This is a genomic window from Leuconostoc sp. UCMA20149 (assembly GCF_030400235.1).
GTDB classification, from domain to species: Bacteria; Bacillota; Bacilli; order Lactobacillales; family Lactobacillaceae; genus Leuconostoc; species Leuconostoc pseudomesenteroides.
The window spans coordinates 38,069-53,822 of the sequence record NZ_VJYC01000013.1 but is presented as its reverse complement, the minus strand read 5'-3'; the positions used below and the strand labels follow the sequence as shown (position 1 = coordinate 53,822).

Genomic DNA, 15,754 nt, shown 5'->3' with positions numbered 1-15,754 from the left:
TTTACGACATCTAGTGCCAAAAAGCCTTACGACCTATGCTTCACAACCTATTTTAGAATAAAACAAAAATAGGTGAAGACTATCTCCGTCGAGATTAATCTTCACCTTTAATGTTAGTAAGTTTTATTTTGGGCACTGCGCCTTTTTTGCTCGAGAATATCAGCTTGTGTCAAACTCAGAGCATCAAAGACCACTTCTGGTTTGCCTTGACCTGAGGTATCAATTTGTAAACGCACGGATTGAAATGGTTGATAATAAAACGGCACCGTTCTAGAAATAGTCTGAATACGCTCAAAAGGGACATGAACTTGCTTTTTATTAAAAATACCCTGTTTTACTGATAGTTCATTATCATCAAATTCAAAGGTAAAAAATAACCACTGAATCCAAGCGCTACCGATAAATACGACAAACATACCTAATACTATCAAAGGTAAAAAAATCACACCATCGTTTTTAATATTGAACAAGCCCAATATAATTGGCCAAATCATTATTTTGATGTGACTAAAAAAATTAACAACAATGGCAAACCAACTTTGATGCTGTTTAGTCATCTGAAGCTACCTCACGGGCGTGTAATGCTGCTTCGACTAATTGACCTCTCAACTTTTTAGCTGTTGCTTCATCAATAGCCTCAATTTTGAAACCATGTGCCGCTGTTTCAATAGATAAATCCATTAATTTAAAATAACGTAAAATCGGTCCCTGTTTGGTATCAACATTTTGAATACGATTCAATGGAATTGATTCAGATTTTCTAAAAATAAAACCACGGTAAATGTACACGGCTTGCTCATCAATCACATAACGTCTAAAACGATAAAAATACGGAATTAATATCATGTGTATGATAGGCAAAACAGCTACCAAAACCATAACAATTAAAAATAACATTTCCAATTGACGAAAATTACCGCGCAAAAAAAACACGTAAATCGCTATTTCAACAGCTACTAAAAACAACAAAGTGATAACATCATGAATTAACCAAACAATTTTAGCTGCTTTAGGCAGCTGCGTGGCTTTCTCTGGAATCATATTTTTCTCCCCCAAATACTAGACATTCATAGTATTCAGTGTATCAAAGCCATCTATTGAATGCAAAAAAGCTAGCATTTCACTAGCTTTTGAAGATTTATAATGATTCACCGTTGGTTGCAATAACATGTTGGTACCAATCAAATGAATCCTTTTTGTAGCGTTTTCCCGTACCTTGACCCATATCATCTAAATCAACGTAAATGAAACCATAGCGTTTGGCCATTTCCCCCGTTGAAGCGGAAACAATATCAATACCAGACCAAGGCATATAACCGATTAGAGGAATACCATCTAACGCAACTGCTTGTTCCATGGACTTGATGTGTCCCCTAAAATAATCAATTCGGTACGGATCGTGTATCTCACCCGAACTCGTCAATTTATCATAAGCACCAAAACCATTTTCCACAATCATCATCTTTTTATGCCAACGATCCCACATCCAGTTCATTGCATAACGAACGCCTGTTGGATCAATTTGCCAGCCCCAATCGGATTGTTTGAGGTAAGGATTATCACCATGGTTAGCTTCTTCATCATATTCTAAATAATCATCACCCGTTGCAGAAACGGTCCAACTCATATAGTAAGAAAACGCCACATAGTCGACGGTGTTTTCTTTTAAGATTTTAGCATCTTCAGGTGACATTTTTATATCGAAGCCTTTGTGTGCCCAAAAATTCAAAAGCCAGTTAGGATATTCTCCCAACGCATGGACATCACCCCAATAATAACGTGTTTGCATCGCTCGCTGTGCCATCAAAATGTCTTCTGGGTTTGATGTCGCAGGATAAACGGGGTTCATCGCAATCATATCACCTACCATAATGTTAGGATTGATCTCATGAGCAATTTTGGTTGCTAAGGCTGAGGCAACTAACTCATGGTGTGATGCTTGGTACATCAGTTCTTGTGCCTGTTCTTCCGGATAATCTTTTAACCCAGAGTTTTGTAGCATTGGATGTGAATCCATCCAAGAAGTCTGATTATTAATTTCATTAAAAGTCATCCAGTACTTGACACGATCACCATAACGTTCGAATACCACACGCGCAAATTTAGTGAAAAAATCAATCATTTTACGATTGCGCCATCCACCATATTCGGTCACTAAATGATATGGCATTTCAAAATGGGATAACGTAATGACTGGTTCTAAACCGTTATCAAGCATGGCATCAATCATATTATCATAAAATGCCAAACCAGCCTCGTTAGGTGTTTCCTCATCACCGTTTGGAAAAATACGCGTCCAAGCAATCGATGTTCTAAAGGCTTTCATCCCTAATTCTCGCATCAACGCAAAATCTTGCGGGAATGAATGATAAAAATCAATTCCTCTATGGTTAGGATAGTTTCCATCTGGTAAAACAGTGTCTGTCACCACTCTTTTCACACCATTTTTACCTGCCAACATCACATCAGCAATTGAGACACCCTTGCCGTCAACATTCCAAGCACCTTCTAGTTGATGTGCTGCTACCGCACCGCCCCATAAAAAGTCTTGTGGCATTTTATAACCTGTTGTCATTTGTTATCTTCTCCAGTTCTTATGTTCATTTAGCGATTATTTTGTAAAAGAAAAGCCCGCAAAAGCGAGCTATCAATTAGTTCTCTGCCAATTTGCGATAAAGTGCAATGATTTCAACTGCTAAATCACGAAAAGTAATACCATTCATCAAATGATCTTGGGCATGAACCATATACAAGTCAACTTCAGTATGATTACCTTGTGCTTCTTGTGTTAGCATGTCCGTTTGAACATCATGTGCTTCTTTAAGTGATTTATCAGCTTCATCAATTGCTGCTTGTGCACCCTCAAAATCACCTGATTTAGCCAACTGAATTGCCTGAAAAGCTTGCGACTTGGCATTGCCACCATGCATAATCAGACCCATCACAACTTGCATTCGTGCTTCGTCTTGCATCAAATCGGCCATCTTAAACTCCCATCAATGTTTCGGCAGACTTCAAAACATTGTCGCCCTTCATCATGCCATAATCCATCATATTGATGACATCCATTGGCACACCAGCGGCATCTGTGTGTCCCTTAACCTCATTTTTCATATAAGCAACTTGAGGCCCAAGCATCACAACATCAGGATGCTTTTCTTTTAGCTTAGCGTCAACATCAGACGTTGAAGTTGCAAAAATATCGTAATCCTTTCCTTGAGCTGCGGCGGCCTTTTGCATGTTTGCTACCAATAATGATGTTGACATACCAGCTGCACAAGCTAGCATAATTGTTTTAGTTGCCATAATATGTTTCTCCTTTAAAAATCATTTCTTTTATAACCTTATCATAGCACGTTTTCAAACGAATGTAAACGCTTTCACAGTTTGTTCATACTTTTCCAAAACGATCAAAAAAACATCACAATTATGAATTGTGATGTTTTTTGATACTATTCTAGCCCCTCAGTTAGGGCTTCTGGATAAAACTCACGGACAATATCTGCTTCATGCTTTGACAATTCTGGAAAATCAGTGTCAGAACCAATATCGTCATGATACAGTCGGTCTCGTGGTGAAACTTGCCCTGTAGCATGGTCAACAGTAATGTGCCAACCTGCAAAGTCTTCTACATTTTGTGCACTTTCCAATGATTCCAAATGAAGTTGTGACACCATTAACAACAAACGAACATCCGCATTCAGATCTTTTAACCATAACTGTTGTTCAGTCGTCAAATAAAGTGTAAGAGAAGCCTCTGCATTCTTACCAATTAAGTCGGTTTCACGTGCTTCTTCAAGTGCCTTATTGACAGCATCACGAAGGCTCATAAAGACAGACCATTGCTCAAACAAAACTGTTGTATCACCTAAATCTTCAACATTTGGCATTTCTGTCAAGTATGCAAATTGTTCTGTTTCATAGGGTAGATATTCCCATACTTCTTCAGCTGTGTGGGGCAAGATTGGTAGCAACAATCGTGTCAAGTCAGTCAAAATCTTATAGAAAACTGTTTGCATGGAACGACGCGCGTGCCCAGTAGGTGCCTCAACATAAACAACATCCTTAGCCACATCGAGATAAAAGGCTGATAAATCAACGTTAACAAAGTTAATCACACGCTTAAAGACATCGTTGAATTGGTAATTATCATAAGCACTGCGAACATCTTTAACAAAATTATTTTCTAAGGCATAGAAATATTGATCATGTGCTGCCAATGATTGATATGAAACGCCATCTTCCTTTGGATCAAAATCAGCAGTGTTTGCCAACAAGAAGCGTAACGTATTACGCAACTTTCGATAACTCTCTGACACCTGTTTCAAAATATCATTTGAAACACGCATATCTTGTGATGTATCAACTGATGTCACCCAAAGACGTAGAATTTCAATTCCCATTTTATCAGCGACTTCAAGTGGCGAAATAGTGTTCCCTAGAGACTTTGACATCTTGTTGCCTTTACCATCTAATGTAAAGCCTTGATGTAAGATTGCCTTATAAGGTGCAATACCATTTACTGCCACCGACGTAATAAGCGATGAATTAAACCAACCACGGAATTGGTCAGAGCCTTCCAAATACATATCGGCAGGATAATCTAAATCAGGACGGGTATTCAAAACACCATTCCAAGATGAACCAGAATCGAACCAGACATCCATGATGTCTTCTTCTTTAGTAAATTCACCATTTGGTGAATGCTCATTAGTATAACCTTCCGGTAACAATGCTTTAGCATCATGTTCAAACCAATAATTGGAACCATGTTCAGCAAACAAATCAGCGACGTGGTTGATCAACTTTTCGTCCAGAATAGCTGTACCATCTTCTGCATAGAAAATTGGTAATGGTACACCCCAAACACGTTGTCGTGAAATGACCCAATCACCTCGATCGCGAATCATATTGTGCAGTCTCACTTTACCCCAATCTGGGAAATATGTGACTTTATCAAGCTCGGATAAAATTTCTGAACGGAACTTGGCCACAGAAGCAAACCATTGGGGCACTGCCCGCCAAATAATTGGCTTTTTTGTACGCCAATCAAATGGATAAGAGTGGGTAATCTTTTCTTTTGCCAAGAACAGACCAGCATCTGTTAACTTGTTGATGACAATACCAACAACATCATCATAGAATTTCCCTTCAAAATCAGAACCTGCCTCGGCTGTCATATAACCTTTTGAGTCAACCGTTACTTCGGCGGGAAGACCGTACTTTGTTCCGACATTATAATCATCCTCACCAAATCCAGGTGCTGTATGAACCAAACCTGTCCCTGAATCGAGTGTCACGTGGTCAGCATTCATGACTAATTCTTCATGCTCACTGTCCCAAGGATGATAAGCTGTAATGCGGTCAAGTTCTTGACCTTTATATGTCGCGATTGTTTCGTATGATTCCCAACCAAATTTAGGCGCCACTGAATCAAGTAGTTCAGTAGCAACAACAAATTGTCTCGTATCACCAGCTGGTTTCACAACTGAATATTCGAAGTCAGGTCCTAACGTAATACCCCGAGAGGCTGTGACCGTAAATGGCGTTGTCGTCCAGACGACAAAGTAAGTATTGTCATCCAAGATACCTTTGCCATCTTTTACTTTGTTGGCATAAAATAATGATGTTGAATCAATGTCATGATATTCAATCTCAGCTTCAGCCAACGCAGATTCAGACGACCAAGACCAATATACGGGCTTAGCCCCTCTAAAAATGTAGCCTTTTCCAGCCATTGCGCCAAATACTCTAATTTGCGCTGCCTCAAATTCTGGCTTCAATGTAATATATGGATCTTCCCAATCGCCTAACACACCCAAACGTTTAAAATCCGACCGTTGCTTATCAACTTGTTGTAAAGCAAAGTCTTTAGCTAAATTACGCCATTCTGATTTGGGCATACTTTTTCTGTCATGACCAGCTTTGGTTAATTGCTGTTCAATTGGTAAACCATGCGTATCCCAACCAGGGACGTACGGTGCATAAAAGCCAGACATGTTCTTATAACGTACAATAATGTCCTTGGTAATTTTATTCATGGCGTGACCGATGTGAATATTACCATTTGCGTATGGTGGTCCATCATGTAAATTAAAATGAGGTTTTTTCTCATTTTGAGCCAAACGTTGATGATACAAGTCCTCCTCATACCATTTTGCCTGACGTTCTGGTTCCGTCTTAGGCAACGATCCTCGCATTGGAAAAGCCGTTTTGCCAAGATTTAACGTATCTTTATATTTCATATTCCATTCTCCTACAAAAATTAATCGAAAACAATCATGCAAATAATTATAAAAACGTCCCTATGCCTCACCAGCATAGGGACGTTTTCACGTGGTACCACCCAATATTTAGTAATAATCAATCGTAATTATTACTCTCAAATCAGCATTAACGACCTGCGCCGTTCTAGCTTACTACAATTTCAGCTAAACAAAACTGGTAACTGATCTGATTGGCATCAGGGACGGTCATCTTCCACCACCATGACTCGCTGCACGTATATATGCCAACTTTGCTGTGTTACGCTTTTTATAGTTATTAATGATTGTCTGCTTGGTCTTCTGATTCTGGAAACACCACAACTGGTCCTTGAGCTTCTGCTGTTTCCTGTTGGTCATCTGACCCTTGCTCTGTTGAAACTTCAACTGGTGCTGCTTCCGCAACTTGACCAATACGATTGGCTGTCACTTGACCAATTGGTAAACGATGAACAGCTTCTGCTAACTCATCATTTTCTAATAGTGTACGCTGTGCTGTTAATAATTGCAAGAAGGAATTTTTAAAACTTTCAACTTCTGTACGTAATTGATTTTGCTCATTAGTTAATTCTGCGTTTTCTTGCGCCAAGCGCTCTGCTTCAGCTTCTGCCTTAACACGAGAATCACTGATGATTTTAGTAGCTGCTTCTTGTGCATGTGTCAACTGCTTTTTAACTTCAACGTCAGCATCCTTTTTCAATCGGTCAGCTGCTTCTTGCGCGACAAATATAGATTGATTAACTTGCTCACGTTTGGCTTCTAGTTCATCAACTTGAGATTGTGACTGTTCAAGTTGCACTTTAAGCGCATCACGTTCAGCAATTAATGCTTCGTAATCACTATTGACTTGATCCAAAAATGCATCTACTTCCGTCGCAACGTATGCTTTACTGCCTTTTTTTGTAAATTCGTGATTTAAAATTTCATCTGGTGATAATGCCATAACATTCTCCTTTAACATAATTGTACTTCATAATTTTATCATGCTTAGTCTAAATTAGATAGAAGCTTGACATTACTATCTTTGCACAACATTGACAATTGCTTTCAATTTATCTTTTTTACTCCGACCATCTAATGATTTGATCTGTGCACGACCATGTTTTCTAACTGATATCAAATCACCTACTGCGACATCCATATTAGTTTTTTGCGCAACCATCCAATTTACGTGAACCTGACCACTTTCAATAAGCGTCTTAGTATCGCTACGTGACAGTTGAAAAATAGATGATATGACAACATCAAGCCGAAGAGATGACATCAAAGTAAATTGCTCTTGCCAATTAGTTAAAACAGGCAGGGCCTCGTTTAGTGGTAGCTCTTTCAAATTGGCAGCAACTCTGCCAATTTTTGTAACTGTTTGTTGAATATACGCTACCATTTTTTTATCAACAATAATCTGCCAACTTGTTTCTTCAGCATCAAACAGTATATCGCCAACCACATCACGACTAATACCCAAGTGCATTAGTGTACCCAATATTGTGGCATGATGTAATGTCGCAAACTTTTGCGGATATTGTACAGTTAACAAAGCAATTCCAAAATCTTCTAGTTTTATGTCAAAAACTTCTGGTGCAATGATTGCCCTTTGGCTTTCAGCGCCAGCCACACCACCATACAAATAACTTTGCAACTCAGATTGACGATTAATTAGTGTTTGTAAAATGTATTGTTCTCTAGGATTTAAAAATCGCGTTAAAACTAAGCGATAGTCGTCATCAGCCTGTTTCATCCAATCCAAGACTTGTTGTATGAAAGGTTGCTCATAGTCACGAAAATGCTGTGAAATGCTTGATATGTTGTCCGTCATAGGAATATTGAAACTAGATGTAACAATCCACTACGTGCAAAATTCAAAGCCAAAATTGCCACAATTGGTGAAAAGTCAAGCATCCCAATTGGTGGAATAAATCGAAAGATTCTCAGATAAGGCTCAACTATACGCCCCAAAAACCGGCCCAAACCTGACTCACGAGCACCTGGTAGCCACGACATTAAAATATAAATAACAATTGCATATTCATAATATTGCACTAAACGAAACAACCATATGACAATTTCTGCAATCATGAATTAGTACCTGCTATTGGGTTCAAGGTTATCTGTCAAAGTCCCTGAAATTTCAAATGTATTTGGTGTTACCAAGAAAATAGACTGACCAATACGCTCAATTTCGCCGTTGACAGCATAAACTGCACCACCCAGAAAATCAAGAATCCGCTTAGCTTGTGCTTCATCAATCTGCGTAAAGTTAACAATCACCGCTTCGCCACCCAAAATTTGTGAAGCAATTGCGCGCGAATCAGAATACACTTTGGGTTCAAACAATGCAATTTTACTATTTGCACTATTAAAGTCTGAAGTGGCTTGTTGTGTCGCTGATGGTCGTGTAAATCGTTGTTGTTGGGAAGTATTTGATTGCTGTTGAACAGGCTGTGGTTGTGGCTGCTCTTGGTATGATTGTTGATCATACCCTTCATCTTCGTAATAATCTTCCTCATTACTAAATAGACGTTTAATTGTGTCCCCTAATGCCATGAGTTCTCCTTAACGTTTCTTGAAAAATGGTGGTTGGTCAGTGTCATCATCATTGCCTAAATCAACCGCTGCACTTGAGCTGGGTGTATTAAAGACATCAAATGATTGCTTCTGAACGCCATCAAAGCGATCATCTTCAGAAAATGCGTCCTTGGTTGTGCCACCAATATTCCAATCGGCGAATGGATCGCTTTGTGTTGGTGTTACTTTAGGCGCTGATGATGATGTCGCTGGTTTTTCAAAAACTGATGAAGCAGAAGACAAAGGTGCCGATGACTCAGTTGTTGTTGCCGTACCAAAAACTGACGCTGCTGGTGCAACATTCTTTGTTACAGATTGTTTAGATTTATCATTTGTGTTCTGAAGACCGGTCGCGATAACAGTCACACGAATTGAATCACCAAGATCTTCATCGATTGATGTTCCAAATATAACGTTAACGTCACGTCCTGCCTCTTGGCTAATGACTTCTGAAGCAGTTTGTGCTTCAAACAATGACATATCTAGGCCACCAGTAATATTAAGCAAAACGTCTTCTGCGCCAGACATATCAACTTCAAGCAACGGTGACGAAATAGCCTGTTTTGTTGCGTCAGCTGCACGAGTTTCACCACTTGCTTGACCAACGCCCATCAAAGCAGGTCCGGCATCTTGCATGACAGTTTTCACATCAGCAAAATCCAAGTTAATGAAACCAGGGTTAGTGATCAACTCAGAAATACCACGAACACCTTGTGCCACAACCTCATCAACTACCTTAAATGCTTCAGACAGTGGTGTACGAAGGTCAATACGGTCTTTCAAGCGTTCGTTAGTGATCACAATTAATGAATCAACAGACTCTGATAAAGCCTGTAATCCTTCGGCAGCAAATCGTCCACGCTTTGGTCCTTCCCATTTAAATGGTCGTGTTACAACTGCAACCGTTAATGCGCCTTGTTCTTTAGCAATACGCGCAACAACAGGAGCTGCGCCGTTACCAGTTCCACCGCCCATTCCTGCAGTAATGACAACCATATCGGCACCGGCTAAAGCATTAGCAATATCTTCAGTTGATTCTTCAGCAGCTTTGGTACCACGCTCTGGATTTGAGCCTGCACCCAAACCACCGGTTAATTTAGGGCCGATTTGAATCTTCGTATCGGCTTTTGACTTATCTAGTGCTTGTACATCAGTATTAGCTACGATGAATTCAACGCCACCGACGCCTTCTTCGATCATGTGGTTAACAGCATTTGAGCCACCACCACCAACACCGATAACTTTTATGATTGCGCCCGCTTCCTGGGTATCATCAATTGAAAAATCCATGAGTTGTCTCCTTAAGTGTCTTTTTAGTCTTCGTTAAATAAATTGCTGATCTTTTGGCGAATTTTTCCAAACCAACCTTCACGAGGTGCTTCAGTCGAATCATTAACATATTGATAACTATCATATGATTCTTGTTGCGGCGCCTCAATTACTGTTGACGTTGGCTCAGGATTAGGGGCGACCTCACGACGATTCATAATCGTCTGTTTAATCACCTGTTGCACCATATTTTCTCTAGATGCAAACACTGAATATGCTAATGCACGAGTGTATGAAGGATGTCGCAGCCCAATTTGATCTGGTACAAACAAACGCACATTATCACCCAACAATTGTTGAGCAAAATCAACCATTTTTGGTAAAGCCGCATTGCCACCAGTTAATACAAAGCCTCCGGGCATGTTTAACGCATTAACCTGTTGCAAGTGATCAAATATTCTCGTAAACATCTGTTCTAAACGCGCCGCAATGATTTCCGATAAATATTTCTCATCAAATTGTTTTGGAACAGCTTCACCAATAACTTCCACAGGAAATTCATTGTCTTGATCTGTTTGCAAAGGATCCGCAAAGCCATAGTCCCGTTTTACTCTTTCGGCATTGATGTAAGAAGTACCCAGAACAGTCGAGATGTCCTTGGTGACACTATCACCACCTTCAATATCAACGAACGTATATTTCAATTTGCGATCATGGATAACAGCAGCGCTAGTCTGTCCGCCTCCTAAATCAATCAAAACCGTTCCAAAGTCCTGTTCGCCATCATTTAAAATGGTTGTACCCAATGCCAATGGTGATAGAATAAATTCTTGCAAATTAAGACCGGCTTTTTGAATTGCCATTCGCGTATTGTCAAGAATTTTACTAGGTCCAACATAGGCAACTCCATGCATTTCGAGCCGTACGCCTATCATTTCATGCGGATCTTTAATGCCATCAAAGCCGTCAACAACGAATTCTTCAGCTACTAATTCAATCACATCACGATCCGCTGGCAAACCATTAGATAAGGCCTGTTGTGCTACATTTTGAACATCCTGATAGGTAATGCGCTTATTCTGGTTAGCAATAGATACTAAACCATTAACGTTGATAATTTCAACCTGATTAGCTGGAATACCAACGACAACATCGGTAATTTTAATATTTGCTTTTTCTTGTGCTTGATCAATCGCTTCACGAATCGCAGCAGCAGTGGTATCGATATCGACAATCACACCACGGCGTAAACCACGTGAAGGGGCGCTTCCCGCACCAATGACATTAAATTGATTTCCAGCAGTTTGTGCAATGACAACTTTAATTGAAGTGGTTCCAATGTCCAATCCAACCGTCACGCCTGAATTATTCATGCGTCGTGCCCCTTTGTTAATTATTTTTACAAAATATACCTAATATTAATAATAACATAAAATCGCAATATTTTGCGACCCAATTCTTCTCTTTGAATACATAATTATGATTAAGATTTATAGTTATATGAGAAAGCCCCAAACTGTAAATCAACCACACCTTTTGCTTTCATTTGCGCTGCAATACCTGGATAATAAACAATCTTTTGACCGAATGTTGTAGTTGTTGCCAGTACAGTATTACCATCTGCCATGATAATTTTTAGGCGTTTCGGATTCTCTTTAGTGGGTGAAAATATTATTTGACTAATATTTTGTCGAAGAGCAGCCTCAAGGTTAGAAAATATAACAGCAGTTTTTGATAACACAGCATCACTCTTGAAACCGCTATATACAGGTGCATCGCCATCTGGTTGGCTTATTTGATGCCGATTTCCTTGTTGATTGATGGCATACCACTGTCCCTTTTGTTGGACAAATCCAGCATTTATTCTTTCCACAACAGTAAATAGTACATCATCATCTTTTAACGTGACTTTTACTGAATCAACTTTGTCACTTTGTGATTGCAATCGATTTTCAATAAAGGTTTGTTGTCCAACTAAACGCCAATATGGCGTTTTCTGACTAACATTTACATATTTTTTAATTTGTTCTTTCGAAACAACAGTCGACGCCACTGACACATTTTTAATCGTACGCCACGGTTGTAAAATCAATATTAAACCAACAATCAAAACAGCAAAAACCGCTAAACTCAACCAGAGTTGTAACGGTCGTTTTCTAGTAAAAATATGCTTTGATTGTGGTATAACTTCTTTCATTATTCTCCAATTGCGTCTAGAATTAGTGCATAAAGCCTTTCGCCAGCGTCACGCACACCAATTTTAGTTGATTGGGCCGCCATTGCCTCGCTCACCTTGTCATTTAGTAACAATGTATCGGCCGCTTGAGTTAGCGTAATTGCTGACAAAGATGGCTCTGAAATCATCAATGCAGCACCAGCGTCAACTAAACTTTGCGCATTTTTTGTCTGATGATCTCCTGTCACAAATGGACTCGGAATTAGAATAGACGGAATACCCAAGGCAGTAATTTCTGCTATTGAGGTCGCGCCAGCCCTCGCCACTATCGCATCAGTTTGTGCCATAACTTCTGGCATATTATCAATATAAGGTAAAATTCGCACATTTTCAGCTGGTTGCGTAGTCATTCTATCAAGTACATTTTGATATCGTTTTGGTCCTGTGACAAATACCACTTGATAACTGCGTTGATTAAACGTTTCTAAGGCATCAATAACTGCTAAATTAATAGCTGGGGCGCCTTGCGAACCGCCAAATATTAACAGCGTCTGTTTGTCATCCCGTAAACCAATCTGTCGCCATGAGAAATTTGACTTTAATGAAGCAACTTGTTGTGCTCTTGGGTTTCCAACCACCGTTGCTTTCCCTTTGGGAAATTGTGATAATGCAACATCGAAAGCAACGCCAATGCGCGTCGCCCCGCGAGACAAAAACTTATTTGTAACACCGGCAATTGAATTTTGTTCATGAATGACTGTTGGAATATGCAATCGTTGGGCAGCATAGACAACAGCACCACTGACATATCCACCCGTTCCAACAACAACATCTGGTTGAAATTCCTTGAGAATTTTTTTTGCCTCACGAACCGCTTTTAAAAACAAAGAAACCGTTTTAACATTATCTAAAGACAGTGATCGTTTGAAGCCCTGAACTGTTAAACGATCAAATGCCATTCCAGTCGCAGGCACAATGTTAGACTCAACGCCTCGTTCCGATCCCACATACAAAAATTGTGTATCTGGTTCATGCTTTTTAATCACTTCGGCTAAAGCAAGAGCTGGATAAATATGACCACCTGTTCCACCACCAGATAAAATAATTTTCATAACGACTCCTTTCAAATTTTAAGTGCTTTTTTTAGTGCACCGACAAATTTTTCACCGCGTTCTTCAAATGTCTTAAATTGATCCCAACTCGCATGAGCGGGCGAAAGCAATACCACATCACCTGGATGCGCTAACTGCACCGCTTCTGGCGCCGCTGCCATAACATCTTTAACAGTAATCACTGTTTTACCGGCCTGATGTGCCAAATCAACAATTTTTTGCTGCGTTTGCCCAACAGCAATTACTGTTTTAACATGTTTTAAATTAGGCACCATGCGTGACAAATCATCACCGCGGTCTAAGCCACCACCAATCCATATTGTTGGTTGATCAAAACTATTTAATGCTGTCTGCGTAGCTTCGATATCTGTGGCTTTTGAATCATTATAGTACTTCACACCATTCACAGTAAATAAATACTGTAAACGATGCGCAACACCACCAAAAGTTTTCAATACATCTTTAATCGCACGATCACTCACGCCAGCTAATTTTGCAGCCGTTGCTGCCGCCAAAACATTTTCTAAATTGTGAGGCCCAACTAGTTTAATGTCCGTTACAGGCATTATTGCATCGCCATCAATCAATAATTGATCATCTTTAATTTCTGCCGGCAAACCAGTTTGTTGACGTGAAAACGTCAACACTTTGGCATGTGTTTTGGCAGCAAAATGAGGCGTGTCTGGTCCATCAGCATTTAAAATTAAATACTGATTCGACGTTTGATGGCGTGTAATCTGAAATTTAGCAGCTACATAATTATCTCTAGTTTTGTGATAATCCAGATGATTTGAAAAAATATTAGTCACAACAGCGATATCTGGTTGAATATCAGGTATGCCCATTAATTGGAAACTTGATAGTTCTAACAATAACGTATCTTTTTCCGTTAAATCAGCAACGACTTCACTGACAGGTGTGCCAATATTGCCAGCTGTCGTGACCGGCTGTTCATCAGATTTGAGCATATCACGAATCAATGAAGTCGTTGTCGTTTTACCATTGGATCCTGTCACCGCAATTAATCGACCTTTGAATGTACTCAACGCCACGGCAACCTCTGTTAAAATTGGCATTTTCAAATCAAGCGCTTTTTGCACCAATGGTTGATCATAATTAATGCCTGGATTTTTCACCAGATATTTGAAACTATTATCCAGATGCGCATCTTGAGCCTGTGACAAAAAAGTAACCTGTTGCGATTGTAAATTTAGAAAATCATCATCTTGTTGAAAATCACCATCATTTGCAACGGTAACATCAGCGCCAAGTGCCAATAAAAGCTTAGTCACTGCTTTTCCAGAGCGTGCCCAACCATAAACCATAATTTTTTTATTTTTAAAGTCCATTGCCTGCATGATTTAACCTGATTTCTTTATTTATGTACACGGTCATCACCGTTTTAACTCATATATAAAATTCCTACAATGCTTACTAGAAGACTAACGACCCAGAATAGTATATCAATTTGCCATTCACGCCAACCGAATTTTTCAAATGAATGGTGGATTGGTGCCATTGGAAAAATGCGTTTCTTCCAAAAGTGATAACCAATTGTTTGAATAATAACTGACAGCGTTTCGATTACAAAAATAATGCCAAACCACACTAGAGAAAATGGAATGCCAAGCAAAATTGACTCAATTGCTAATCCTGCGCCCAAAGCTAGTGAGCCTGTATCTCCCATAAAAATTTTGGCTTTTGGTTTGTTATAAATCAAAAATCCAACTAACGCACCAATAATCGCAATATTAAAAATCACAATAGACTGGTTATGCATTGCCATTGCAATCCATGTATAGGTGCCATAAACAATAATGCTAATACCCGTTAGTAGGCCATCAAGACCGTCTGTTAAGTTAGTGGCATTTGACCATCCTACGAGCCAGAACCACATGAAAATGAAATAAAAACCACCCAAATAAATATGACCAACAAACGGTACATTCAGCACAAATGGTACATTCATAAACCACATAACAATCATTACCACCAAAGCACTAAGTGTTTGTGCCAACAATTTTGGTTTGAATCTGAAACCATCATCCGCATGTTTCAGAATTTTAAGTGCATCATCAACACCACCAATAACAGCAAATGCCACAAATGCCAAAAGTGGCATCAACTGGAGCATGAAACCATGCCATCCTTCACTTGCTACACCACCAACAATCGCACTGATTACAGCAGCTAGTACAAATAAGGCACCGCCCATACTTGGTGTTCCTGCTTTGGCCTGATGATCAGGACCAAGTTTACGTATTACTGCCTGCTCCTTAGAATGTCTCAAAAAGTTAATCAATGCTGGCATAAAAATAACTGTCACGATAAACGATCGTGCGAAAGTCCATAGATTTTCTGTCATCTCT

The 15,754-nt window shown here is 39.5% G+C and carries 16 protein-coding genes; all 16 read right to left on the bottom strand.

The annotated features are described in order from the left end of the window. Positions 1–113: 113 nt before the first annotated feature. Positions 114–557: a PH domain-containing protein gene (locus tag FF105_RS09250; RefSeq protein WP_290046710.1), complete on the bottom strand. Its 444-nt coding sequence runs from the start codon at positions 555–557 to the stop codon at positions 114–116. After that, on the bottom strand, positions 550–1,041 hold the full coding sequence (locus FF105_RS09245) for a PH domain-containing protein (protein WP_010291900.1): 492 nt from the start codon (positions 1,039–1,041) through the stop codon (positions 550–552). Before FF105_RS09245 ends, FF105_RS09250 begins: the two co-directional genes overlap by 8 nt. A gap of 97 nt (positions 1,042–1,138) precedes the next feature. Further along, a complete protein-coding gene (locus FF105_RS09240; RefSeq protein WP_147651889.1) occupies positions 1,139–2,575 on the bottom strand; it encodes a 6-phospho-beta-glucosidase in 1,437 nt (478 codons plus the stop codon). A 76-nt stretch (positions 2,576–2,651) separates the two neighbouring features. Further along, positions 2,652–2,972: a PTS lactose/cellobiose transporter subunit IIA gene (locus tag FF105_RS09235; protein WP_031941278.1), complete on the bottom strand. Its 321-nt coding sequence runs from the start codon at positions 2,970–2,972 to the stop codon at positions 2,652–2,654. Positions 2,973–2,985: 13 nt separating this feature from the next. Beyond that, positions 2,986–3,306 (bottom strand): PTS sugar transporter subunit IIB, encoded by a 321-nt coding sequence (locus tag FF105_RS09230; RefSeq protein ID WP_010291907.1) that lies wholly within the window; start codon positions 3,304–3,306, stop codon positions 2,986–2,988. A 146-nt stretch (positions 3,307–3,452) separates the two neighbouring features. Next, entirely contained in the window at positions 3,453–6,245 is a 2,793-nt protein-coding gene (ileS, locus tag FF105_RS09225; protein WP_290046708.1) for an isoleucine--tRNA ligase, read from the bottom strand. Positions 6,246–6,543: 298 nt separating this feature from the next. Continuing rightward, the gene (locus FF105_RS09220; protein WP_010291912.1) at positions 6,544–7,206 is read right to left on the bottom strand and encodes a DivIVA domain-containing protein; all 663 of its coding nucleotides are present in this window, start codon (positions 7,204–7,206) and stop codon (positions 6,544–6,546) included. Positions 7,207–7,281: 75 nt separating this feature from the next. After that, positions 7,282–8,079 (bottom strand): YlmH family RNA-binding protein, encoded by a 798-nt coding sequence (locus FF105_RS09215; RefSeq protein WP_010291913.1) that lies wholly within the window; start codon positions 8,077–8,079, stop codon positions 7,282–7,284. Continuing rightward, positions 8,076–8,339: a YggT family protein gene (locus FF105_RS09210; protein WP_004914758.1), complete on the bottom strand. Its 264-nt coding sequence runs from the start codon at positions 8,337–8,339 to the stop codon at positions 8,076–8,078. The genes FF105_RS09215 and FF105_RS09210 overlap by 4 nt, the downstream gene beginning before the upstream one ends. Positions 8,340–8,342: 3 nt before the next feature. Then, the gene (locus FF105_RS09205) at positions 8,343–8,807 is read right to left on the bottom strand and encodes a cell division protein SepF (RefSeq protein WP_010291918.1); all 465 of its coding nucleotides are present in this window, start codon (positions 8,805–8,807) and stop codon (positions 8,343–8,345) included. Positions 8,808–8,816: 9 nt separating this feature from the next. Next, on the bottom strand, positions 8,817–10,118 hold the full coding sequence (gene ftsZ, locus FF105_RS09200) for a cell division protein FtsZ (RefSeq protein WP_010291921.1): 1,302 nt from the start codon (positions 10,116–10,118) through the stop codon (positions 8,817–8,819). 23 nt (positions 10,119–10,141) lie between these two features. Then, positions 10,142–11,470: a cell division protein FtsA gene (ftsA, locus tag FF105_RS09195; RefSeq protein ID WP_010291922.1), complete on the bottom strand. Its 1,329-nt coding sequence runs from the start codon at positions 11,468–11,470 to the stop codon at positions 10,142–10,144. Between the two features lie 110 nt (positions 11,471–11,580). Further along, complete coding sequence (locus tag FF105_RS09190; protein ID WP_010291924.1) at positions 11,581–12,294, bottom strand: cell division protein FtsQ/DivIB; 714 nt, start codon at positions 12,292–12,294, stop codon at positions 11,581–11,583. Beyond that, positions 12,294–13,385: an undecaprenyldiphospho-muramoylpentapeptide beta-N-acetylglucosaminyltransferase gene (gene murG / locus FF105_RS09185; RefSeq protein ID WP_010291928.1), complete on the bottom strand. Its 1,092-nt coding sequence runs from the start codon at positions 13,383–13,385 to the stop codon at positions 12,294–12,296. The genes FF105_RS09190 and murG overlap by 1 nt, the downstream gene beginning before the upstream one ends. An 11-nt stretch (positions 13,386–13,396) precedes the next feature. After that, entirely contained in the window at positions 13,397–14,743 is a 1,347-nt protein-coding gene (gene murD, locus FF105_RS09180) for a UDP-N-acetylmuramoyl-L-alanine--D-glutamate ligase (protein ID WP_031941279.1), read from the bottom strand. Positions 14,744–14,787: 44 nt separating this feature from the next. Continuing rightward, positions 14,788–15,750, bottom strand: a complete 963-nt coding sequence (mraY, locus tag FF105_RS09175) for a phospho-N-acetylmuramoyl-pentapeptide-transferase (protein WP_010291935.1) — start codon at positions 15,748–15,750, stop codon at positions 14,788–14,790. Positions 15,751–15,754 lie beyond the last annotated feature (4 nt).